We start from the raw sequence: 22,568 nt of genomic DNA, 5'->3' as shown, positions 1-22,568 counted from the left end.
TCCGGCCGTACCGCCTTTGCCGAGACCGTCCGGGGCCGCGTCGTCCGGCCCCGGGCCGTCGAGGCGGTGCGCGACGGCCGGGGCGTCACGGCTGCTCCTTGACGGCATGGCCGGTGACAGTGATCGTCACGCCGTCGCCGAGGGGGACGAGGACGAGCGGGACGGCGACCTTGCAGGTGACCTGGACCAGCGGGGTGCCGCCGGGGCCCTCGACATCGGTGCCGGTGCAGACGGTGTCGGCGCGGCCGGGGATCGTCCGGGCGATGAGCGCCTGCGCGTAGGGGCCGCCGTCCGCGGCCGGGACGCCGAGGTTGGCGGCGTGCCGGGCGCCCTCCGCCGCGTCCGCCGCGAGCGTGTTGCGGATGTGCAGGATCAGGCCGACCTGCAGGATCCCGAGGAACAGGAACAGCAGCAACGTCCCCACCAGGATGAACTCGACGACGGCGGACCCCTCGTCGCCAGGCGAGGCCCCGTCGCCAAGCGGGACCCCATCGCCGAGCGGGACCCCATCGCCGAGCGGGAACCCGTCGCCAGACGTGGGCCTGCCGCCCGCCGCGCTGTCCTCGCCCGTCGTGTCCTCGCCGTCGGGCCCGACCAGGCGTGTGCCCTCTCGCACGGCTGTGGCCGGCGTGGCCGGGAGGTCAGCCGCCGCCACCGCCACCGACGCCCGACACCGAGTTGATGGCCGAGGTGAACAGGTTCTGCAACGCCGGCGTCGCCAGCGTGGCGATGGCGACGACGAGCGCCGCCGTCATCACCGTGATCATCACCCAGCCGGGGACGTCCCCCCGGTCGCGGCCGTCGCCGCCGACGCTGGTCGTGTGGATGGCCGACCGCCAGGCCAGCCACCTCGCCTTCAGGGTCTGCCCGATACGCCGTCCCATGTCTCCTCCATCACCGTCCGGTCCGAGCCCCGTGCCTTGAGCCCTGCGTCTGGTCATTGCGCGATCACCGTGAAGCTCACCAGGGCGGGGTAGAACGCGAAGATCACGGTCGTCGGCAGGACGAGGAAGACGACCGGGATCATCATCGCGATCTCCTTGCGGCCGCCGGCCTCCAGCAACTGGCGCTTGCCTGCCTCGCGGACGTCCATCGCCTGGGCGCGCAGGATGTCGGCCAGCGGCGTGCCGCGCTCGATCGCGACGGCCATGCCGTCGACGAACCGCGTCAGCGGCGCGAGCGCCGTGCGGGCGGCGATGCCCTCCAGGGCCTGCACGAGCGTGGCGCCGGAACGGGCGTCGGCGAGGGCCAGGCGCAGCTCGCGGCCCAACTCACCGTGCGTGAGGCGGCTGACCCGTTCGAGCGCGCCGATCGCGGACTCCCCCGCGGTCACCGCCAGCGCCAGCAACTCGGCGACCGTGGGGAACTCCAGCAGCATCCGGTCCTCGCGCTCGGTGATCGAGCGGGTCAGCCAGTACTCGCGGCCGACCACCCCGCCGGCGGCGCCGGCGACGACGAGGGCGACGCTCACCAGTGCCGGCGGGCCGATGCCGAGCAGGGCCCGCAGCGCCAGCAGGAACGCGCCGACCAGCGCGCCGCTGACCGCGCAGATCACCTGCTGGACCCGGAACTCCTCGATGCTGGTCCGCCCGCCCGCCTGGGTCAGCCGGCGCTGCAACGCCACCCGGCCGCCGAGAAAGCGATCGAGCCGGCCGGCGACGTCGGAGAGCAACGGCCGCACGAGCGCCTCGACGGCGGCGAAACCCGGACGAGTCGACGCCCGTGGCCGGTCGGCGAGCAGCCGGGACGGGGTGGGCGTGTCGCGCAGGTAGGGGTCGATCCGGTCGGCGAGCTGGATGCGCCGGGCCCGCGGCGACCGGTAGACGACGATGACCAGGCCGAGCCCGACGAGCAGGCCAAGCAGCGCCCCGGCGGCGACCATCGTCATGGCTGCATCCCCCGATCGGGCCCCGCCCCGAAGCCCCCAGGCCCGTCGAAGCCCCCTAGCGCGTCCAGGTCGGGAGCGGCGATCATCGGGCGGGCGCCCGCAGGATCGTCCGGGCGTGATCCGGAGCCACGCCCGGCGGTGGCGGTGGCGGTGGCCGCAGCCTGGGCGGCGGCGACCCCGCCGCGCAGCACCCGGCCCTCCTCGGGCAGCCGGCCGATCCGTTTCATCAGCAGGTAGGCGAGGGCCGACACGCCGCCGCCGACGACCAGCACCAGCACGCCGGTCGGGCTGTCGTACGCCTGCACGTTCTGGCCGCGGGTGGCCAGCAGGAGCAGCACGATCCAGGGGGCGGCGAGCGCGAGGCGGGCGGCGTTGACCGTCCAGCCCTGGCGGGTCTCCAGCTCGGCCCGGGTCCGCGCGTCCTCGCGCAGGAAGGTCGACAGGGTGCGCAGCAGGCGGCCGAGGTCGGTGCCGCCGACCTCTCGCGCCATCCGCAGCGACTCGATGATCCGGTCGGCGACCGGGTCGGCGAGCTCGTCGGCGAGCCGGTCCAGGCAGGTCGAGAACGATCCGGTGGCACTGTAGTCCTCGCCGAAACGGGTGAACGCCGGGCGTAGCTGCACCGGCCCGCGCACCCCGACGGCGGCCAGGCCCTCGGGCAGCGACATCCCGGCGCGCACGGCGCTGGCGAGGTTGTCGACGACGTCCGGCCACAGCTCCCGCAGGTCGTGGATCCGGCCGTGGCGGCGGCGGACGACCAGCGCCCGCGGCAGCAGGCTCGCGAAGACCGCGAACGCGCCGGCGAGCGACAGGGTCCCGGTGAACGCCAGCACGACGAGACCGACGAGCAGGCCGAGCGCAGCGCTGATCGCGACGAACTGGCGGGGGCTCAGGCCGCGGATGCCGGCCTGGGCGAGCAGCTCGGCGGTGGTGTGCTCCCAGCGCATCGTCGTCGGGCCGCGGGACTCGCGGGGCCGGCCGCTGGTAATGATCAGGAACAGGCCGAGCCCGCACAGCAGGCCGAGGAAGATGCCCATCAACGCTCCACGGCGATCTCGGGCCAGCCACCGCCAGGCCGGCGGTGGGGATGGTCGCGGTCCCCCTGCGCGAGCAGGGTGGGCAGGTCGTAGCCGGCGCGGGTGAAGCGGTCGACGTGCGGGGGAAAGCCGTCGGCGCGGACCAGGCCCTCGGCGCGGGAGCGGTAGATCTGGGCGATCTCCACGATGTCGCCCTCGGCCCGGCCGGGCAGCGCGACGATCTCGGTGACGCGCCGGCGACCCGAGACGTCCTTCTCCAGGTGGACGACGAGATCGACGCTGGCGGCCACGGTCGGCACGACGAAGGCGTGGCTGACGTTCTCCCCGGCGAGCAGCGGCAGCGTGCACAGCTTGGTGACCGCCTCGCGGGCCGAGTTGGCGTGCAGGCTGCACATCCCCGGCAGGCCCGAGTTCAGCGCGATGAGCAGGTCCAGCGCCTCCTCCTGGCGAACCTCGCCGACCACCAGGCGGTCCGGGCGCATCCGCAGCGCCTCCTTGACCAGCCGGCGCAGCCGGATCTCCCCGCTGCCCTCCAGGTTGGCCTGCCGGGTCTGCATCGCGACCCAGTCCGGCGCGCGCAGCTTCAGCTCGAAGACCTCCTCGCACGAGATCACCCGCTCGCGGGCGGGGATCGCCGAACCGAGGCAGTTGAGCAGCGTCGTCTTCCCGGCCTGGGTGCCACCGGCGACGATGATGTTGAGGCCGGAGACGACGGCGGCCTCCAGGAACGCGGCCGCCGCGGAGGTGATCGTGCCGAGCCCGACCAGCTCGTCGAGGCTGCCTGCGCTCAGCACGAACTTGCGGATGTTGATCGACCAGTGCACCCGGGTCACGTCGGGAATCACCACGTGCAGCCGGGAACCGTCGGGGAGCATGGCGTCGACGAAGGGGGTCGACAGGTCCACCCGCCGGCCGGACGATTTGAGCATCCGTTCGACCAGATCCTGCACCTGGTCAGCGGTGAGAATTGTCGTCGTCAGCTCGCTGCGACCGGCCCGCGCGACGAATACCCGACCCGGCTCGTTGATCCAGATCTCTTCGACGGTGGGATCGTCGAGATGGCGTTGCAACGGCCCGAAGCCGGCGACCGCGTCGTAGACCAGCCGAGCGGTGACATCCCGGTCGACGACGGGCGGAAGGTCGCTGACGAGAACGCGTTCCTCGTAGTCGGCGAGCACCTCCTGAACGAGCTGGCGGACCTGGGCCGGATCGCGCACGGGATCCAGGGAACGCCGCCGGACGAGCTCCCGGACCTCGTCCTCCACGAACGAGGTGGCGTCCAACCAACCGCCACGTGCCACCGCCACGAAAACCGCCGCTCCTCCAGCTCCGCCTCTTCCTCGGCCGGACAATTGCTACGAAGCGTAGGAAGAAGGTCACCGCTTATCAAGCCCCGACCATCAGGGCGGACGCAACAACGTTCGCACAACCCCCTCTGGGGGTGTGGGCCGGGTAGGACACAGGCAGGTCACGGTGTGCACAGCGTCCCACCTTGACCACCCATTTAGTTACTCTCCGCATCAAGAGTGCGGTCACGGATCGGGGGGCGACCATCGCGGCGCGCGTACATCCCGCGGGTCGGCAGTGCGCCGACCGCCCCGGAAACGCCCGCAGGATTTCGCCGCCGAATCGCCCCGGAGGCGGTAGCCTCGCGGCGGTCCCTAACCCGCTCATCCGTGAAGCCACAATCGCCTGCTGGGTCGACCGGTGGANCCTCCCCCACCCTGCCGATCTCACCCGGTAAGCCACCAACGCCTGCCTCGGGGGTCCCTTCCGTGTCCGGTCAGCCATCGATCCACGGGCTCAGCAACCGCTTGCGAGAAGCCCGTCCGCCCACCGCGGCGACGCTGCCCAGGACCTGCCTGCGGCCCGCTACGCGCGGTTCGAAAGGGGCGACCCGATGAGTGGAAACCGAGATTTCCAGCCTTCGGACATGTTCGACAAGACTGCTTGGAAGATGTTCTGGCGAATTGTCGAAAATTGCCCGGTGGCGGTATTCGCCACCGACGCGATCGGTCGCCATCTCTTTGTGAACCGCCCGTGGTCCGAACTGACCGGACTTCCCCGCGACGAGGCGGTCGGCTGGGGATGGGACCGGGTCGTCCATCCCGACGACGTTGCCACCGTGGGCGACCACTGGCGGCGCCTGGTCACGCATGGCGACGGGTTCTCCGTGCAGATCCGGCTGGTGCTACCTGGCGGGGAGGCCCGGCGGGCGATCATCCAGACGGTGGCGACGTCCGCCGGCGACGGGCGGCGCCGCTTCGTCGGCACCCTCACGCCGGCCCCGGTGGGTGCGCCCACCGTCGGCGACGCCGCCAGCCGCGACACCCACGGCCTGGACGTCCCGGCGCACCCCGACAGCCACACTGGGTGGCTCACCGCCGACGACGCCGAACACGCCGCTGTGCCCGTCGAGTCCGAGGAGACGGCGGTGGATCTCACCCCCTTCGACGCGGACTTCTTCGACGAGCAGCTACTGGGTCACGAGCTGTTCGGCCAGGAGGATGTCGGACCGGAGGATGTCCTGCCCGGCGGGTCCGATCGATCTGGCCTGTTCGACGGGCTGGGCGGGTACGACCCGTTCGACGACGCCGCCCGTGCCTTCCGCGAGTCCGCCGACGACCCGTTCCACTGGACCGATGCGCCGGCAGGCCCGGGCGAACCGGAAAGTCCGGACCACACCGCTGGAGCAAACCGGTCCGCGGACGGCCCGGCCGATCCCTCGCCGGATCTCGACGGCCCGGTGCTCGGTCATCCCGCTGGAACCGGGCACCCCCTGTCCGGGCCACCGGCGCGGTGGCCCGACGCGGACGACGCCGTGGCGAATCGGCGCTGGACGGTCCCGCTCCCCCGCCGGCCGATCCCCGGCGAGCCGACGCCCGGCCGGTCGGCCCCCCGTGAGATCCCGGAGGACCGATCCACGAGCTACCCTCGCGGCGCGCTCCCCCCCGGCGCCGAGTGGCGCGCCGCGGTCGTCCTGCACCGCAACGAGGAAGACGACCTGCATCCACGCCCAGCGCACGCCGACGGCGGGCACCCGGCCGAGGGCTGCGGCTGCCTGTTCGCCGAGGTGCGCCGGATCGAGGAGGCCTGCCGCGACCGGGAGCGTTGGCTGACGACCCTGCTCGCCGAGCTCGCGACCGCGGTCCTCATCGCCGATCGNGACGGCAGCGTCGTCGCCGTCAACCAGATGTACTGCGACCTGTTCGACCTGGCGGACTCGCCCGTCGACCTGGTTGGCACGGACTGCCGCCGCCATCTGCGGCCGCGGGCCGGGCTGGTCGACGACCCGTCCGGCTTCGCTGCCCGTCTGGACACCCTGCTGCGTCGGCGCCGGACGCTGCGCCGCGAGCCGGTCATGTTCGCCGACGGCCGCGTCTTCGAACGCAGCCACATCGCGCTGGCCGCGGCCGACGGCTACTGCGGCCACCTGTGGCTCTACAGCGACGTCACCGACCGCCGGATCCTCGAGGCCGAGATCGAGGGACTCATCTCCGGACTCTGAGCCACGGACCCGGGCGTCGCCGCGCCATGGCGACGCCCCGGGCCAGCTACGGGCGTGACACGCGCCCTAGTAGACGCCGCCGTAGTGGCGCACCTGGAGGTCCTGGGCCTGGCCCACCCAGTCGTCGGAGATGATCCGATCGCCGAAACCATCGAGCTTGTGGGCCAGCCGGTCGACGTCGGTGTCGCCCATCTCGGCGAGCTGGCTGAAGGTCGTGATGCCCAGCGCCCGCAGCCGTGATTCGATCACCGGGCCGATACCGACGATCTCCTTGAGGTTGTCGCCGCCGACGCCGCCCGGATCGAGCAGTCCGTTCCAGCGCGGCGCGGCCTCCTGGACGACCCGGCCGCCCGCGCCCTGCTCCCCCGTGGCGCCCGACCGCACGCCCGACGTGGTGACAGGGCTGCTGCCGGTCGGAGCCGGGATCCCCGCCACTGCCGCCGGTCGCTCCTTGGTGACGCCGGAGGTCCGGGCCCTCATTCCGGCCACGCCCAGCGTGCCCGAGCGAACCGGTTCGATCCCGCTCGCGGGCTCATCGGCACTCGGGGGCTCACCGGCACTCCCGGGCTCACCGGCACTCCCGGACTCGGCCGAGGCCGCCGCGAGGGCGGCGCCATCCGAATCCGGCCGCGCCGGCTCGTCGAGCCGCGCGGACTCCGCGCCCACCGCCAGCTCGTCCTGGAGTGCCGGCCCCGCGGCCCTCGCCGACGCGACGTCGGCGGCCGGCTCACCAGCGTTGGCGGGCTCGGCGACATCAGCCGACTCGGCAACATCAGCCGGCCCTGCAACGTCGACCGGCTCGACAACGTCGACCGGCTCGTCGACATCCACCGGCTCGGCGACCTGGGTCGGCTCGGCGACCTGGGTCGGCTCGGCGACCTGGGTCGGCTCGGCGGCGAGGAGAGGAGCGGCGGCCCGGGCCGAGCTGACGGCGCGTGCCGAGGCCACGGCCTTCGCCGTACCGACGATCTCGGCGTATTCGACGGCGGCGGAGTACTCCACCCTGCGCCCGGCCGCGGAGGTCTCGGGGGTGGAGGCCGCAGCCGCGGAGGTGCCGGGGGTGGAGGTCGCAGCGGCGGAGGGGGCGGGCTCCGCTGCCGGGTCGGCGGCGGGAGCGGTCTCGGTGCCGCGACCGAGAGCGGACTCGGTCCGCTCGATCCGGCCGAGCAGGCTGACGCGCTCGGCCGCCCATTCGGCCTGATGCCGGTCGAGCCGGGTGGTCATGGTCGCGACGAGACGCTGGGCGTCCTCGGCCTCGGTGCGCGCCATCGCCAGCCGGGAGGAGAACTTCGCCGCCCGGCCCTCCGCCTCGACAAGCTGCTGGCGCAGCAGCTCGGCCTCGCGCGCGAGCTCCGCGACGGTGAGCCCGGTGTCCGCCGCGGTGGTGTCCGGGTCGGCCGGTGACGCGTCACCCGCCGCCCGCGCGCCGCCGGCGGCGCTCGTCACGGCCTCGACCCTGGCGCGCAGCGTGGCCTCGATCTCCTCGACCCGGGCGCTCGCCGTCATGGCGTGCCGCTCCGCGGCCCCGATCCGCTGCTCGGATTCGGCCGCTCGCTGTTCGGCCACGGCGAGGCGGGCGGTCAGGTCGGCCTTCTCCAGGGCGGCGTCGTCCCGCTGGCGGCGCAGCAGGGCGACGAGCTCGGCGACGGGTTCCCCGACGCGCACGGCGTTGATCGGCAACGGGATCGGCCCGGTGGTGGCGAGTTCCGCCCCCACCGTGTCGGGCCCGAAGGCACGGGAATCCGCGTCAGGCCCGAGCCGGTCGCCGGCGGCCACCGCGGGATCCAGGCGCTCGGCGGACTCGACAGGCTCCGGGAAACGCTCGGAGTCGCCCTCAAGCGCGATGTCGCCGCTGAGCTCCCCGGGGTGCGGCGGGAGCGCGAGTGCTGTCCCAGCAACATCGGCCGTCTGAGGGCCGGTCCCCCGGGCGTCGCTTCTCCGGGCGTCGGCCACGGCGTCGGGCGTCGGCTCGGCGCCGCCGACCCTGGGTTCCGGCTGGGCGTCGCGGGTCTGGCGCACCTGCCGGCGCAGCGGGGCGATGAGGAACACCCACGCAAGCGCGGCGCCGATGACCATCGCCACCAGCACATACGCCAGGATCTGCCCGGCGAGGTACAGCATCGGCTGCCAGCCTCCTTACGCGGTGGGTTACCAAGATCCATACCCGCCCGGGCCGGCATCCCGGCACGAAGGGTGTTGGGAGAAAAACGGACGATCGACGCCAACCGGGCAGGAACCCGACCGACACCTCACGGCCTGCCTACGCATTATTCGCAACACACGACAGCGGCCGTACCCCGGGGAGGCACAACCGTTGTCCATCTGGACCGGTTTGCGTGGAGAAAAGCCGGCCGCGGACGCCGATCGGCGAGGCAGACCGGTGTGATGGAGCCGGATGGCCACCGCAAACGCCGTCCGACGCCAACATTTCACGCCGGGTGAGCACCGGCCCGGACATCGCACCCCAACGAACCATCAATGGGTGTGGTCTGCCTCACACTGCAGGCCAGTCGGCGTGCCGAACACCGTCCAGGCATCCAGCCGACCCGCCAACGACGGGGCGGGCCTGCTCACAGCAGGTCGGGCAGCTCCTGCGGGGCGAACCAGAGCAACTCGAAGCCTTCGACGCTGTCAACGGTGAAGGCCGCGTCCTCGCCGCCGAGGTCGGCCTCGACAATGTGATCCGCCGCCTCGGCCACCGCGTCGAGAACCTCGCCATCGTCGCCGTCGTCGACGTGGATCGCTCCCACTGCCGACCAGGGCACCGGGAAGTCGACCTCGACGGCGCCTCGTTCGAGGTCGTCCCGGACGCGGACGTCGCCGTCGGCGAGGTCCGCGACGAAGACCAGGCGTCGGCGTGGGGCCGCCGGGTCGGCGTCGAGCAGGCGCAGGCTGGCGCGCGCCGCGTCGTGCAGCACCGCGTACTCCAGCTCCTCCTCGGACTCCGACTGGGCGTACCACTCACGCAGCGCCGGCGTGACCGCAAAGCCCGTCCCAGCCGGCACCTGCCCGGACTCCCACACCGATCGCGCGGCGTTGAGCGTGGACGGCAGGTAGATGCGCACCCGACCAGTCTCGCAACCAGCCGCGCCGGACGACCAACGAGGGTCCCATCCGGCGGGCACCACGGGCGCGGTCTTAGCCGCACCGTCGGGGCGCGGTGGTTGGGAGCGGGCCGGTGCCATGGCTCGGGACCGCCCGCTCAGCCGGCCAGGTCCAAGCCGAGCCGGCCCTTCGGTTGACCGGCGCCCTCGCCGGTGCCGGCGCCCCCCTCGACGCCGGCACCGCCGCGGGTGCCGGTCCCGGTCCTGGAAGCGGCAGTGGTTGCGGCGGCGACCGCGCGGGCGGCGGAGGTCGCGCCGGCGCCGGTGGCAGTGGTGGCGCCGGTGGCAGTGGTGGTGCCGGTGCGGGCCGACCGGGGCCGTGGGCGCGCGCGGGCGCTCGCGCGCAGGGCCGCGCACGTGGTCCGCAGGCTGGTCTCGAACACCTCCGCGCGGCGGGTCAGGTCCATCAGGTTGCCGCCCATCACCGCGAGGTCCTCTGGTCCGGGAGACAGCACCGTCACCCGGGTGCCCGCGGCCTCGACCAGCTCGATCTCCCGCAGCAACCGACGGGTCGCCGCGCGCCGGACCTGCCGTTCGACCAGGGCCACCGCGCCACGGGGGCGGTCGCTGGCCAGCGAGCAGGCCGGCGCGAGCACGAGCACCTCCTCGAGCTCGGCGTCGGCGAGCAGGTCGACCGACGTGGGCGAGCGGGTCCCGCCGTCGACGAAGCGCTGACCGCCTGACTCGATCGGGGCGTACCAGCCGGGGATCGCGCAGGACGCCATGACCGCCTCGGGCAGTGTCACTCGGGGTGCGTCGGGCGAGCCGAACAGCACCCGGTGACCGGTGTCGAAGTTCATCGCGACGACCCGCAGGTTTGGCGGGGCGGGCCAGTCGGCGAGGTCCAGTCCCCTGCGGTCCATAGCGGCGGAGACCAGGTCGCCCACCGCGGAGATCTTGCCGCGGCCCTGCGGCAGAATCGCCGCCAGGGTGACCATCGGCGAGGCGTGCCGGGGGTGCAGCGCGCTGGCCGTGAGCAGCCGTGGCGAGCCCATTCGCATCCGGGGCCGTGGGGGCAGGGAGGCGCCGAGGTCGCGGTAGTCGAGGACGGGGTCGCCCGCCTCGTACAGCCCGCGCTCGGAGTTGGCCATCACGTCGATGCCGACGCCGAGGCCGAGCAGAGCCGCGACGACGGAGCCGGCCGAGGTACCGACCACCAGGTCGCTACTGCCCAGGTCACGGCCGGTCTCGGTCTCGACGGCCCGCATGGCGCCGATCATCCAGGCGGAGCCGAGGACTCCGCCCGCCCCGAGGACCAGGCCCCTGCGCGGGGCCCGCCTTCTGGTCATTGTCCACCTCCCGGCGCGGCGGTCGGGAGGGGATGTGCCCTGCGCGGGGCACCTGCCGCCCCGGTCCGCCCGCTGCCATGTGGGCCGCCCGGTCGCACCTGGACCGGGCGGCCGCCGGCGGCGGTGTGCGCCGCATGGGACCTCCCGGGGATGGGCCAGTCGCAGTCCACGGTCCACGTCGACCGTTCGTTGCCTGCGGCGCGTGACGCGCCCGGACGGGCCACCGGACTACGCCGGCGGTTTCTCGCCGCTACTCCGGCGGTTCCTCGCTCTCCTCGGGGAAGGTCGTCTCCAGGACGCCCCAGTTGCGCAGGCGCTCGGCGAACTCCTGNGGCGTGGTGTCGTGCAGCAGGGCGAGCGCGCGCACATCGCCGTCGCGGATGGACAGCACGTGCCCGGCGTAGTCGTCGCGCTGGCGCTGGATCTGCGCCACCCACCGCCGGACGAGCGCGGAGGTGTCGGGTGGCGCCTCGCTGAGCTTCTCCAGGTTCAGGACCGTGCGCGGGCGGCGCTCGCGCGGGGGCAACTGGTCCTCGCTGGGCAGCAGCGCCGACACCGGCACTCCGTAGAACCCGGCGAGTTCGGAGAGCTGGTGGACGCTGATCATCCGGTCCCCGCGCTCGTAGGAGCCGACGGCGGCGGTCTTCCAGCGGCCGCGCGACTTCTGCTCGACCCCCTGGAGCGACAGCCCCTGCTGTATCCGAATCGCCCGCAGGCGGGCGCCCACCGCCTTCGCGTACTCCCGGCTCACCCGACACACCCCCTAGCCGTCTCGCCCGAGCATCCCCGTGCCTCCGGCTCCCCGGACACGGTTGCGGCCGCGCTCCGGATGGCACCTTCGAGGCCTGCTCAACACTAACGTAACGTTGCCGAAAGGGGACTCTCACGCAGACATACATTGCATCACGCTATGCAGCGTGACTGCGCCGCCATTAACGTTCATACTTCATAGTGCATCAGACCGACGTCCTTTCGTGGCCGATCTCCTGCCACTGGAAGCTTTGAGTAAGATCCCCTTCACTTCTTGACCGGAACCGTTCCACACAGCGATGCCCACGAATCGCTCGCTGTAACCATGACCGCTACACATTCATGATGAGACGAATGCTTTATGTCACGGTTATGCCGTGAGCGTAACGGTGAGTTGTCATCGCCCGGTCCAGTCGGCCGCGCTCACCGGCCGACGATCACCTAGCGCGACTGGCGCCGGAACCCGCTGCGGCGCCGGCGGCCGACCGCGGGCCGCCCGGCCAGCCGAGCGGCCAGATCCCTGATCGCGAGCCGGGCGGGGGAGGTGGGGGCGATGTCCCGCAGGAGCTGACCCGCGACCTGTGCCGCATCGAGCCCGGCGAGGTCATAGGGCACGAGCGCGACCGGCTCGGTCCCGGTGTGGCGCAGGATCGCCCGGCCGACCTCCCGGGACGGGTCGCCGCCGACAACCGAGGCCCGCAGCCGGTTGACCACCACGAGCGGATCTGCCGCCGGGACAGCCTCCCGCAGATCGGCCAGTCCACGGACGAACCGGACCAGACCGACCGGCTCCGCCGAGGCGACCGCGAGGACGATGTCGGCCGCCTCGAGCACCGCGAGCGTCGCGCCGTTGCGCCGCGGCGCCGCGGTGTCGAAGGACAGCTCCTCGTCCGTCTCCAGACAGAAGCCGCAGTCCACCACCACGTACGACGCCAGCCGCCGGGACATCGACAGCACCGTTTCGATGGACGCCGGGCGCAGCTCGGGCCACCGCGACGGCCGGGAGATGCCGGGCAGCACCCGCAGGCCCTCGCCCAGGTCCCGGCACAGCACGGCCAGCCGCGGCACGTCGAGCAGGCCCTGGTTGGCGGACCGGGCCGCGGCGGCCAGGCCCGGCGCCTCCTCCAGCAGGCCGACGAGCTGGCCGATCGCCCCGCCGTAGGAGTCGGCATCCACCAGCAGCGTCGAGAACCCCAAGGCCGCGATCTCGGCGGCGAGGCACAGCGCGATCGTCGTGCGCCCCGGCGCTCCGGCCGGCCCCCAGACCGCGATCACCCGGCCGTCACCGGCCTCCCCGAGGCCGAGGCCGTCGGTGCCGGTGCCGGCCGGGGCGAGCTGCCCGAAGCCCAGCAGCGGCTCGCTGTAGGAGGAGGCGGCGGCGGGCCAGGCCGCCGGGCCGGCGGCGTGGGACGCCAGCGCACGGGAGGCCTCGACGACGGCGCCGGCAACCACCTCGGCGGTGGCGTCGGCGGGGATGACCGCCGCGACGCCGAGCTGGCGCAGGCGGCGGTCCGCGTCCTCGTCCCCGGGCGCGATCAGGCCGACCACCGCGATGCCGGCCATCGCCAGGCGGGTCAGCGCATCGCGGTCCAGCCGGCGCAGATCGGCCGACAGCAGCGCCGCGCGCGCCGCACCGGTCGTCGCCGCAGCAAGCAGATCCGGCAGGTCGACACAACGGCGCACCACGGTGACGCCGAGATCGCGGCGATCGAAGGCCGAGACCAGGCCGGCCTCGACCTCGGAGTCGGTCACCGCGGTCAGGATCGGCAGGCTCACCGGCCGTACCCCGCCACGGTGGTCGGTCCGGTCGAGCCGACGCCGCCGCGGGAGTCCCGTTCGAGCTTCACGACGTCGACCCGCTCGCTCTGGGACGCCGCCACGGCCTGGATCGCGTTGTCGACCGGCACGCGCAACGTCAGCGAGCGGTCACCGCTGGCCAGCTTCTCCAGCCCGACGAACTCGACGTCGTGCAGGACCAGCGACTCGGCGCCGGCCCCCGCGGCCGGCGCCGGCTGGTTCGGCTGGTTGCCGGCCTGGTCCCCGGAGCCGGTGGCCGCCGCGGCCCCGGCGGAGAACACGTAGACGTCGACGTGGTCGCCGGGCTCGAGGACGGGCAGCCGGCCCGCCTTGACCATGACCGGAACCAGCCTGGTGGACTGCGTGTTCCGCCCGGCGAAGTCGGCCCCGCTGACCAGCTCCCCGGCGTCGACGGGCCGGGCGAGGGTGGCACCGGTCAGGTCACGCAGCCGGCCGCCCGGATAGTAGCGGTCGGACGTCCTGGCATCGAGCCGGGCGGACACCGTGGTCAGATCCCCCGCCACGATGACGTGCCCGGCGGGCAGGCCGGTCCTCGCCACCGCCCACTGCCGGGTCGAGTCCGCCGACGCGAACAGCCGCGCCCCCACGACGACCGAGACGAGCACGAGCAGCACCCCGACGAGCAGCCGGGAGTCCCGCCAGCGCCGCCGGGTCAGCCGGCGGGCGGGAGGCGAGCCCGGCGGCGGGGGCGCCTCGGGACGGACCGGCGCCGCGGCGAGCTCGGTCACCGGGAGACCTCCCTTTTCTCCTGGCCGGACCATTGGTGCATGTTCACACCTTCCGGTCGCAGAGCGTACGCGGTCGAAGGCCCCGAACCCACCGAAACCAGCGAGGATTCCGCTGCGGAACGCCACCGTCGACAATCGGTGTCCACCGACCGCCCGCGCGCAGCGACATCCCGGGTGTCCTGAGCTCACCAGTTGGACGCGCAGCGGGCCCGGTGCGATGCGCGCCGGGACGAAGCCGCGCGATTTTCGCGTCGCCGGGTCCGACCGCCCGGGCGTTCCGCGCCGCTTCCCACGGGTGGCGACGCAGCTCAGGGAGCCGCCGGGCCCGGCGGCCGGCCGGCGACGGCAGGCGCGGATGGTAGCGGACCAGAACAGCCACGAGCGAGAGCTTTCGGGGGCGTCCGCGCGTAGTTATCCACAAGCTGAAGCATCTGGACGCGATGAACAGTGGAATCTCTGATACACACGTGAGGAGAGACATCCGCCCTCAGTAGGAGGACTTTGATGAACGACCGCTTCCTTCAGCTGAGCGATGTGGCGGACATCCTCAACATCTCGTCCAGCCAGACCTATGCCCTCGTCCGCTCGGGCGAGCTCCCCGCCATCAAGATCGGCGGTCGGGGGCAGTGGCGGGTGGAACGCTCGGAGCTGGAGGCGTACATCCAGCGTGCCTACGAGCAGACCAGGGCCTTCGTCGCGGCCAATCCCATGAGCCGCAACGAGGCCGTGCCGGAGGACTGACACCGCCATCGAGCCACTCCCCGGACCGGTCAGGGGACGCGGCGCACGTAGGCGATCGCGTCGAGCGGCATCGTCCACCCCGACCGGACCCGCCCTCGGCGGGCGAACTCGCCCACCGCGTGCTCGGCGACCTCCAGGAAGTCCGCCCCCACCCGGACCGGCGTCCCGTGCAGGCTCGTCCCGTCCACGAACAACAGCGTGCACACGGAGCGGTCCCGAACGAGCCCGCGCAGCACGTACCGCAGGTCCAGCTTCGCGGCCAGCGGCCCCTCGTGCCCCGGCTGGGCGGAGACGACCGGCAGGTTCTCGACCGCGAGCAGCGAGCGCATCGGCACCAGCACCTCCGTCGCGCCGGGCTCCGCGAGCAGGAACCAGTCCACCCCCAGCGCGGACAGCGTGCCGTGCAGCGTCTCCGGCGCCCGCTGCCCGCCCAGCACCCGGCAGCGCGCCGGGTGTCCCACGACGGGCCGCAGGCGATCGATCAGCCGCAGGTAGGCGGCCTCCCGGCGGCTGCGGTCGGCGAGCTCGGCGGCGAGCTCGGCAGCCTCGTTCGCCTCCCACTGCAGCTCGAGGTCCGCGAACAGGTCCTCCCAACGCATCGGGTCTCCTCCCGTACGGGTACGTTCCGCTGCACACCGGGCGACTCGATCCCTCACGCACGACGCAAGCGGGATTGACAGTGGGACGCCAGAGGTTTACACAACCAAACATAGGCAAACGAAGTCGTTCGACGACATCCGGCAGACAGGAGCAGCGACGATGATCGCGGGAGCGGCTCGGCGGACACTGGCGCTGTTCGCCGGTGCGGCCGGAGCCGCGGGCACGGCGATCATATTGATCGTCTTCGGCCCTCGGCTGGCGGACCTGCCGGCCGGCGTCGGCGATGTGCCCGACTGGTTCACCGCGGCACCCGAGCAGGCCCTCGTTACGGTCGTCGGTGCGGTGGCGTGGCTGTGCCTGCTCTGGCTGTGCCTGGGCGTCCTGCTCGGCGTGGCCGCCGCCATCCCCGGCGGCGTCGGCCGGCTCAGCGCGGCGCTGGCCCGCCTGATCCTGCCCCGCGCGATGCGTCGGATGATCGAAATCGGTCTCGGCGTCACCCTGGTCGCCGGCGTCGCGCCGGTGATGGCGGCGATGCCCGCCGCGGCCGCCGGCAGCCACCCGGCGACCGGGATCGGCGTCACGGCGCCGGCGACGTTCCCCGATCTCGGCCGCCCGGCGACGGTCGGTCTCGGGGACGCGGGGGTGCCGGCCTCAGGTCACGCGACCGGCCTGCCGTCCCTCGACCGCCCGGCCGCGACGGCGCCCGACGCGGCCGCTACCGACACGGCCCCGACCGGCGCGGCCGGCGCCCGCTCCGCCGCGCCCGGACCCCGGCTGCAGGGCGTGACCTACCACGGCGAGGCGGCCCGTCCGGCGCCGGCCTCACCCGGCGCGGTCGGGCTGCCCGACCTCGATCGCCCCGACCTCGATCGCCCCGCCCCGGCCACGCCCCGGCTACCCGACCTCGGCCGCCCGGCCTCCGCCACCCCGGCCACCACCGCAGACGAGGGCGCCAGCCCGACGATCTCCGTGCCGGGCCTGGGCGAGGCCATCCCCGTCGTCGACCTGCACGCAACCGCACCGGCGTCGACCTCGTCGACACCGCCCCACTCTCCGGACGCCGCCCAGAGCGGCGCTCCGGCGGCCCCTGACCCCGGCCCCCCCGTCCGGCTCATCGCGGCACGCACGTCGGTGAGCTGGCCGGATCTTGAGCGTCCGGCTACCGATCCGCCGCGCACCGCGGCGCCGTCGACGGCACCGACCGGCCCGGCCCCCGCCGGCGGTGCCTCGGCGGCGCCCGCGCGACAACCCGCGTCCTCGGCGCCGGCACGCGACCCGCTTGTCCCGTCCTCGCACCGCGGCACCGGCGTTCCGGCCAGCCCGTCGGGCACCGGCCAGTCGGCTCGCGCCGGCGAGGCCGAGGAGGTCGTCGTCCTGCGCGGGGACAACCTGTGGACGATCGCCGCCCGTCATCTCGGCCCCACCGCCACACACGAGCAGATCGCGGCCNAATGGCCCCGCTGGTGGGCCGCGAACTCCGACGTGATCGGCCACGACCCGAACCTGATCCTTCCCGGCCAACGCCTCAAACCGCCATCCGGGCCCTGACCCCGCCCGCCACCATCGGAGCCTGCCGTGACCGCCACCTGTGCCCTGACCCTGCCCCGGCGACCACACTCGGTCCCCGGCATGCGGCTGCTCCCCGTAGCCCCAAACGAACCGCCCTACGACGACGAGATCGAGCCCGTAGCCGCAAGCGGTCGACCGGCCCACACTCGGATCCGACCCGCTCGGCGAGCCGGCGGCGCCGCCGACCGGTCAGGCCGGCCCGCGGCCGCTCCCGGCGGGGGCGGCCATCGCCGCGGCTCCAGCGGAGGCCGCGGCGGCGGACGTTCCGCCCCTCCCCCCGGAGGCCAGGCCCCCGACCGCCCGGACGCCGACCGCCCGGACACCGTCGTGGGCCGCCCGGACGCCGTCGTGGACCGCTCGCCCCGGCAGCTAACCGTGCCGGAGCAGGTGTTCACCGAGGCCGGCTCGACGCTGGGACCGGCCTCGAGCGATCTGCCCGCGACGGGACGCCGAGCGGCCCGCGGCCCGGCGGCCGGCCGACCGACCGCGCCCGCGCGGGAGGCCGCGGTGATCGTCGTCCGGGCCATCGTCGAGGCGCTCGGCGGCGTCCGTCCCGTGTCCCACCTCGCCGGTTGGACGACTCCCCGGCTTCAGAACGATCTCGAGCGCATCGCCGCGCAGCTCAGCGACCGCCGCCGCGGCCAGGTGCGCAGCGTGCGGGTGAGCGAGCCGCGGCCGGGCGTCGCCGAGGTGTCTGCGGTGATCAGCCGCGGCGCGCGGGCCGCAGCGCTGGCGTTGCGGATGGAGGCCACCGGCGGCCGATGGCGAGTCACGACTCTGCAGGTCGGCTGACCGATCGGTGCCCCGGCGCCAGCTTCTCGGCCGTCGGGCAGCGGGGTCACCCGCCGTCCGACGGCCGGGAGCGAAGGTGCGGGTAGCGCGTCCCTTACTCGACCTCGGCGTTGCGCCGCGCGGGATCGCCGTGGCACCGCTTGTATTTGCGACCCGAGCCGCACGGGCAGGGGGCGTTGCGAGCGGGGCGAGCACCCGCACCTGCCGCTGATCCGCCGGCGGGACCATGGGCGGCTTGGGCCGCACCGCCACCGACCGACGACTCGGCGCCCGAGTCCAGGATGGTCACCGGTCCGGCACCGCCATCGACCGACGGCGCGGTGTAGCGAAGCCCGCCGGTCGGGCGACGCGGCTCGAGACCCTTGACGAAGACAGGCGGCGCGGCAGGCGGCGCCAGTGCGGCCGGAACCTCCGGCGGAGTCCGGCGCGCGGCCGCCCGGTCGTCCTCGGCGTCCGGCAGGGCCACGGGCGCAACCGCGGCGGGCAGGGCGGCGGCTCCCGCGGGGGCCGCCGGGGCGACAGCGACGCTCTCCGCAGGCGCCGCCTCGGTCTCCTGACCGGCGATCTGGACCTCGACGTTGAACAGGAGGCGGACGGACTCCTCCTTGATGCCCTCCATCATCGTCTGGAACATGTCGAAACCCTCGCGCTGGTATTCGACCAGCGGGTCGCGCTGTCCCATCGCCCGCAGGCCGATGCCCTCCTGCAGGTAGTCCATCTCGTACAGGTGCTCGCGCCACTTGCGGTCCAGCACGGCGAGGACGACCCGCCGCTCCAGCTCGCGCATGATCGGCTCGTCATCGGCGCCTTCACCGAGGTCGAGTTCGCGGCGGTCGTACGCCTCCTGCGCGTCGGCCTGGACATCCTCCAGCAGGTGATCGGGGGTGAGCCCGTCGCGATCGTCGGTGTCGGGCGCCTCCACCCCGACCGGGTAGAGCTGGCCGAGCGCGGTCCACAGGGTGTCGAGATCCCACTCCTCGGGGTAGCCGTCGGCGGTGGCACCGCGCACGTACCCCTCGACGGTGTCGTCGACGAAATGCCGCACCTGCTCGTGCAGGTCGGCGCCGTCGAGGACCTTGCGGCGCTCCTCGTAGATGACGGTGCGCTGCTTGTTCATGACCTCGTCGTACTTGAGCACGTTCTTGCGGATCTCGAAGTTCTGGCCCTCGACCTGGGTCTGGGCCGACCGGATCGCCCGCGTCACGATCTTCGACTCGATCGGGACGTCCTCGGGGATGTTGAGGCGATCCATGATCCCCTCGACGGCAGCCGCGTTGAACAGCCGCATGAGGTCGTCGCCGAGGGAGAGGTAGAAGCGCGACTCGCCGTGGTCGCCCTGCCGGCCGGCGCGGCCGCGTAGCTGGTTGTCGATGCGCCGGGACTCGTGCCGCTCGGTGCCGAGCACGTACAGGCCGCCCGCCTCGACGACCTCCTCGTGCTCGGTCTTCACCGACTGACGGGCCTTCTCCAGCGCCTCCTGCCAGGCCGCCTCGTAGTCCTCGGGGGTCTCGATGGGCGACAGCCCGCGCTGGCGCAGCTCGGCCTGGGCGATGAACTCCGGGTTCCCGCCGAGCATGATGTCGGTACCGCGGCCGGCCATGTTCGTCGCCACCGTGACGGCGCCCTTGCGACCCGCCTCGGCGATGATGGTCGCCTCCCGCTCGTGGTGCTTGGCGTTGAGGACCTCGTGCGGCACGCCCCGCTTGGTGAGCTGCTTGGACAGGTACTCGGACTTCTCCACGCTCGTGGTGCCGACCAGGACCGGCTGGCCCTTCTCGTGCCGCTCGGCGATGTCCTCGACCACGGCGTCGAACTTCGCGATCTCGGTCTTGTAGACGACGTCCGGCTGGTCGTTGCGGATCATCGGCTTGTTCGTCGGGATCGGCACCACGCCGAGGGAGTAGATCTGGTGGAACTCGGCCGCCTCGGTCATGGCGGTACCGGTCATTCCGGAAAGCTTGTCGTAGAGCCGGAAGTAGTTCTGCAGGGNGATCGTCGCGAGGGTCTGGTTCTCCTGCTTGATCTCGACCTTTTCCTTGGCCTCGATCGCCTGGTGCATTCCCTCGCTGTAGCGCCGGCCGTGCAGCACCCGGCCGGTGAACTCGTCGACGATAAGGACCTCGCCGTCGGTGACGATGTAGTCCTTGTCCCGCTTGTAGAGCTCCTTGGCCTTCAGCGAGTTGTTCAGGTAGCCCACGAGCGGCGTGTTCACCGACTCGTAGAGATTCTCGATGCCGAGCTGATCCTCGACCTTCTCGACGCCGGACTCGGTGATGGCCACCGTCCGCTTGCCCTCTTCGACCTCGTAGTCGACGTCGCGCTCCAGCAGGGGGGCGATTCGGGCGAACTCCGTGTACCAGCGGGTCGGATGGTCCGCCGGGCCACTGATGATCAGCGGCGTGCGGGCCTCGTCGATGAGGATCGAGTCGACCTCGTCGACCACCGCGAAGTTGTGGCCGCGCTGGACCAGCTCGTCCGCGCTCCAGGCCATGTTGTCGCGCAGATAGTCGAATCCGAACTCGTTGTTCGTGCCGTAGGTGATGTCGCAGGCGTACTGGGCGCGACGGACCGGAGGCGGCATCTGCGGGTGGATCACCCCGACGGTGAGGCCGAGGAAACGGTGGACGCGTCCCATGTTCTCGGCGTCGCGCTGGGCGAGGTAGTCGTTGACCGTCACGATGTGCACGCCCTTGCCGGCCAGGGCGTTCAGGTAGGCGGGCAGGGTGGAGACCAGCGTCTTGCCCTCACCGGTCTTCATCTCGGCGATGTTGCCGAGATGAAGCGCCGCGCCGCCCATGATCTGCACGTCGAAGTGCCGCTGGCCGAGCGTGCGCCGGGCCGCCTCCCGGACGGCGGCGAATGCCTCGGGCAGCAGGTCGTCGAGGGACTCCTTGCCCTCCGCGACACGCTGACGGAACTCGTCGGTCATGCCGCGCAGCTCGCCGTCGGACAGCCCGGTGAAGTCGTCCTCGATCAGGTTCACCTGCTCGGCGATCGCCTTGAGCTTGCGCAGAATCCGGCCCTCGCCGGCACGCAAGATCTTGTCTAGAACCACGGGCGAAACTCCTCCGGCAGGCATGTCGGCGAGGCACCGACCACACGATGCTAGCCCCTGGACCGTCCCCCACAACATCCATCGGGACGCGGTTCCTCCGGCCGCGGTCGACGATGGGCTGTGGATGCGGGGACGAGGCGCCAACGCCCCTGGGCAGGGATTGCGCGGGCACAAACGACCAGGACAACTTGGGCGACGACGCGGGTACCCGCGATCCGTCACCCGTCCAACGACCGGGGGCGCCGCGAGGTGCCCGGGCGAGTGGACGACGGCACCGGCGCTGGGTCGCGGTCCGGTCGGAAATGAGGGGCGCGGCCCGGCGGTGAGCCGGTAGAAGAAGAGCCATGCCGTCTCTCGAACCGGTGGAGATCACCGCCGGCCGCCTCCATCTGCGCCCCTGGCGCCCCTACGACGTCGACGCCGTCCACCAGGCCTGCCAGGATCCGGAGATCTCCCGGTGGACGAGGCTGCCCGCTCCGTACGGGCGCCACCACGCCGAGGACTTCGTCACCCGGGAGGCACCCCAGACCTGGGCCGATGGGACCGGAGCCGCGTTCGCGGTGGTCGACGCGACGACCGAGCAGTTGCTGGCCTCGATCGCGCTGCTCCAGCTAACCGCCCCAAGCGGCGCCGAGATCGGCTACTGGTGTGCGGCGTCGGCACGCGGCCAGGGCGTGATGTCACAGGCGGTGGCGACGCTGACCAGGTGGGCCTTCGGGGCACTGGGACTGGCCCGGATCGAATGGCGGGCCGCGGTGGGCAACGTCGCCTCCCTCCGGGTGGCCGAGAAAACCGGATACACCTTGGAGGGAACCCTGCGACGGGCCCTGGTGGTGGGCGACGGACGGCGGGTCGACTGCTGGGTGGGCTCGCGGCTCCCGGACGACCCGCCCCCGCCCGGGGACCCGCGGTGATGACTCAGGTGATTTCGAGCAGCTTCTCCCGGACCGCGTAGACCACCGCCTCCATCCTGGAATGCAACTGCAGCTTCTCCAGAATATTTCGGATGTGGTTTTTCACGGTGTTTTCGCTGATATAGAGCTGCTTGGCGATATCGCGGTTGTTCATGCCCTTGGCAACGAGGCGAAGCACCTCCATCTCCCGGTCGGTGAGCCGGGGGGTGGGGAGCTGCGGCCGGTCGTCCTTGTTCTTGATCATCGCCGCGAACTCGCTGAGCAGCTTCGACGCCATCGAAGGGCTGATCAGACTCTGGCCGCCGTAGACGGCGCGAATGTCGGCCGCGACCTCGTCGATGGAGATCTCCTTGAGCAGGTAGCCCATGGCCCCCGCCTTGATCGCGTCGTAGAGGTCGGCCTCCTCGTCACTGATCGTCAACATGACGATCTTCGCGCTCGGCACCGCCTCCTTGATGGCGCTCGTGGCGTCGATCCCGCCGCGGCGCGGCATCCGCACGTCCATGAGCACGATGTCGGGAGCCATCTCCTTCGCCATCGTCACGGCTTCGGACCCGTCCGCGGCCTCCCCGACGACCTCGATGTCGACCTCCTGGCCCAGCACCATCTCCAACCCGCGCCGGAACAGTGCGTGGTCGTCGACGATGAGCACCCGGATGGGGTTCGCCTCCGATGGCGTCGGCAGCACATCCTCAGAGCGCTGCTCCTCCACCGTCATCTGACCTCCTTAGGACCATTTTCACCCGGGCCACTCCACCCCGCGCGACTGCGCGCG

The 22,568-nt window shown here is 72.7% G+C and carries 15 protein-coding genes and 6 pseudogenes; 5 read left to right on the top strand and 16 right to left on the bottom strand.

The genetic code is table 11. From position 1 onward, the window contains the following. Window positions 1–85: 85 nt before the first annotated feature. The 5 genes and pseudogenes from UK82_RS41830 to UK82_RS07200 form a co-directional block, all read right to left on the bottom strand. Window positions 86–598 carry a TadE/TadG family type IV pilus assembly protein gene (locus tag UK82_RS41830; RefSeq protein ID WP_396230479.1) on the bottom strand — a complete coding sequence of 171 codons (513 nt, stop codon included), beginning with the start codon at window positions 596–598 and terminating at the stop codon, window positions 86–88. A 43-nt stretch (window positions 599–641) separates the two neighbouring features. Further along, the gene (locus UK82_RS07215; RefSeq protein ID WP_044884594.1) at window positions 642–884 is read right to left on the bottom strand and encodes a hypothetical protein; all 243 of its coding nucleotides are present in this window, start codon (window positions 882–884) and stop codon (window positions 642–644) included. A 53-nt stretch (window positions 885–937) separates the two neighbouring features. Continuing rightward, window positions 938–1,888, bottom strand: a complete 951-nt coding sequence (locus tag UK82_RS07210; protein ID WP_044884595.1) for a type II secretion system F family protein — start codon at window positions 1,886–1,888, stop codon at window positions 938–940. 182 nt (window positions 1,889–2,070) lie between these two features. Further along, a pseudogene (locus tag UK82_RS07205) lies at window positions 2,071–2,925 on the bottom strand (type II secretion system F family protein); the annotation flags it as partial. Then, a complete protein-coding gene (locus tag UK82_RS07200) occupies window positions 2,925–4,232 on the bottom strand; it encodes a CpaF family protein (RefSeq protein WP_044884597.1) in 1,308 nt (435 codons plus the stop codon). The pseudogene UK82_RS07205 and the gene UK82_RS07200, both read right to left, overlap by 1 nt. A gap of 593 nt (window positions 4,233–4,825) precedes the next feature. Between UK82_RS07200 and UK82_RS07195 the strand changes: the two are divergent. After that, window positions 4,826–6,090: pseudogene (locus UK82_RS07195) on the top strand (PAS domain-containing protein); the annotation flags it as partial. 1 nt (window position 6,091) lies between these two features. After that, a pseudogene (locus UK82_RS36380) lies at window positions 6,092–6,433 on the top strand (histidine kinase); the annotation flags it as partial. Window positions 6,434–6,499: 66 nt separating this feature from the next. Here the strand turns inward: UK82_RS36380 and UK82_RS07190 are convergent. The 7 genes and pseudogenes from UK82_RS07190 to UK82_RS07165 all read right to left on the bottom strand — a co-directional run bounded on the left by UK82_RS07190 (window position 6,500) and on the right by UK82_RS07165 (window position 14,122). Further along, window positions 6,500–8,554: a hypothetical protein gene (locus tag UK82_RS07190; RefSeq protein ID WP_055406675.1), complete on the bottom strand. Its 2,055-nt coding sequence runs from the start codon at window positions 8,552–8,554 to the stop codon at window positions 6,500–6,502. 449 nt (window positions 8,555–9,003) lie between these two features. After that, window positions 9,004–9,498, bottom strand: a complete 495-nt coding sequence (locus UK82_RS07185; RefSeq protein ID WP_044884600.1) for a DUF6912 family protein — start codon at window positions 9,496–9,498, stop codon at window positions 9,004–9,006. A gap of 137 nt (window positions 9,499–9,635) precedes the next feature. After that, window positions 9,636–10,826 carry a patatin-like phospholipase family protein gene (locus tag UK82_RS07180; RefSeq protein WP_055406674.1) on the bottom strand — a complete coding sequence of 397 codons (1,191 nt, stop codon included), beginning with the start codon at window positions 10,824–10,826 and terminating at the stop codon, window positions 9,636–9,638. A gap of 250 nt (window positions 10,827–11,076) precedes the next feature. Then, window positions 11,077–11,157, bottom strand: a pseudogene (locus UK82_RS36375) (transcriptional regulator); the annotation flags it as partial. 1 nt (window position 11,158) lies between these two features. Next, a partial coding sequence (locus UK82_RS07175; RefSeq protein WP_236705607.1) for a transcriptional regulator occupies window positions 11,159–11,577 on the bottom strand: 419 nt, incomplete at its 3' end. A gap of 440 nt (window positions 11,578–12,017) precedes the next feature. After that, window positions 12,018–13,352, bottom strand: coding sequence for a chromosome partitioning protein (locus UK82_RS07170; protein ID WP_044884602.1), 1,335 nt, complete (start codon window positions 13,350–13,352; stop codon window positions 12,018–12,020). Continuing rightward, window positions 13,349–14,122, bottom strand: coding sequence for an SAF domain-containing protein (locus UK82_RS07165; RefSeq protein WP_055406673.1), 774 nt, complete (start codon window positions 14,120–14,122; stop codon window positions 13,349–13,351). Before UK82_RS07165 ends, UK82_RS07170 begins: the two co-directional genes overlap by 4 nt. A 504-nt stretch (window positions 14,123–14,626) precedes the next feature. On the opposite strand from UK82_RS07165, the gene UK82_RS07160 reads away from it, so the two are divergent. Continuing rightward, window positions 14,627–14,863: a helix-turn-helix domain-containing protein gene (locus UK82_RS07160; RefSeq protein WP_009740318.1), complete on the top strand. Its 237-nt coding sequence runs from the start codon at window positions 14,627–14,629 to the stop codon at window positions 14,861–14,863. Between the two features lie 29 nt (window positions 14,864–14,892). Here the strand turns inward: UK82_RS07160 and UK82_RS07155 are convergent, their stop codons facing one another. Next, on the bottom strand, window positions 14,893–15,462 hold the full coding sequence (locus UK82_RS07155) for a hypothetical protein (protein WP_044884604.1): 570 nt from the start codon (window positions 15,460–15,462) through the stop codon (window positions 14,893–14,895). 1,897 nt (window positions 15,463–17,359) lie between these two features. Here UK82_RS07155 and UK82_RS42415 point away from each other — a divergent pair. Then, window positions 17,360–17,824 (top strand): Rv3235 family protein, encoded by a 465-nt coding sequence (locus UK82_RS42415; RefSeq protein ID WP_370657175.1) that lies wholly within the window; start codon window positions 17,360–17,362, stop codon window positions 17,822–17,824. Between the two features lie 94 nt (window positions 17,825–17,918). Here the strand turns inward: UK82_RS42415 and UK82_RS36370 are convergent. Both UK82_RS36370 and UK82_RS36365 read right to left on the bottom strand, forming a co-directional pair. Further along, window positions 17,919–19,813, bottom strand: a pseudogene (locus UK82_RS36370) (SEC-C metal-binding domain-containing protein); the annotation flags it as partial. A 1-nt stretch (window position 19,814) separates the two neighbouring features. Then, window positions 19,815–20,879, bottom strand: a pseudogene (locus UK82_RS36365) (preprotein translocase subunit SecA); the annotation flags it as partial. Window positions 20,880–21,223: 344 nt separating this feature from the next. Between UK82_RS36365 and UK82_RS07135 the strand changes: the two are divergent. Next, window positions 21,224–21,793 carry a GNAT family N-acetyltransferase gene (locus UK82_RS07135; protein WP_044884608.1) on the top strand — a complete coding sequence of 190 codons (570 nt, stop codon included), beginning with the start codon at window positions 21,224–21,226 and terminating at the stop codon, window positions 21,791–21,793. 4 nt (window positions 21,794–21,797) lie between these two features. Here the strand turns inward: UK82_RS07135 and UK82_RS07130 are convergent, their stop codons facing one another. Then, window positions 21,798–22,511 (bottom strand): response regulator transcription factor, encoded by a 714-nt coding sequence (locus UK82_RS07130; protein ID WP_044884609.1) that lies wholly within the window; start codon window positions 22,509–22,511, stop codon window positions 21,798–21,800. Window positions 22,512–22,568 lie beyond the last annotated feature (57 nt).

The sequence above is a fragment of the Frankia sp. ACN1ag genome (genome assembly GCF_001414035.1).
In the GTDB taxonomy this organism is placed as follows: Bacteria; Actinomycetota; Actinomycetes; order Frankiales; family Frankiaceae; genus Frankia; species Frankia torreyi.
The sequence above is the reverse complement of the archived record's forward strand: the minus strand, read 5'-3'. Positions and strand labels throughout refer to the sequence as shown.

Bases quoted from the DNA above. Each gene is read 5' to 3' on its own strand.
- UK82_RS07155 (WP_044884604.1), bottom strand. From the start codon at position 15,462: ATGCGTTGGGAGGACCTGTTCGCGGACCTCGAGCTGCAGTGGGAGGCG.
- UK82_RS07215 (WP_044884594.1), bottom strand. From the start codon at position 884: ATGGGACGGCGTATCGGGCAGACCCTGAAGGCGAGGTGGCTGGCCTGG.
- UK82_RS07190 (WP_055406675.1), bottom strand. From the start codon at position 8,554: ATGCTGTACCTCGCCGGGCAGATCCTGGCGTATGTGCTGGTGGCGATG.
- UK82_RS07180 (WP_055406674.1), bottom strand. From the start codon at position 10,826: ATGACCAGAAGGCGGGCCCCGCGCAGGGGCCTGGTCCTCGGGGCGGGC.
- UK82_RS07130 (WP_044884609.1), bottom strand. From the start codon at position 22,511: ATGACGGTGGAGGAGCAGCGCTCTGAGGATGTGCTGCCGACGCCATCG.
- UK82_RS07160 (WP_009740318.1), top strand. From the start codon at position 14,627: ATGAACGACCGCTTCCTTCAGCTGAGCGATGTGGCGGACATCCTCAAC.
- UK82_RS07135 (WP_044884608.1), top strand. From the start codon at position 21,224: ATGCCGTCTCTCGAACCGGTGGAGATCACCGCCGGCCGCCTCCATCTG.
- UK82_RS07210 (WP_044884595.1), bottom strand. From the start codon at position 1,888: ATGACGATGGTCGCCGCCGGGGCGCTGCTTGGCCTGCTCGTCGGGCTC.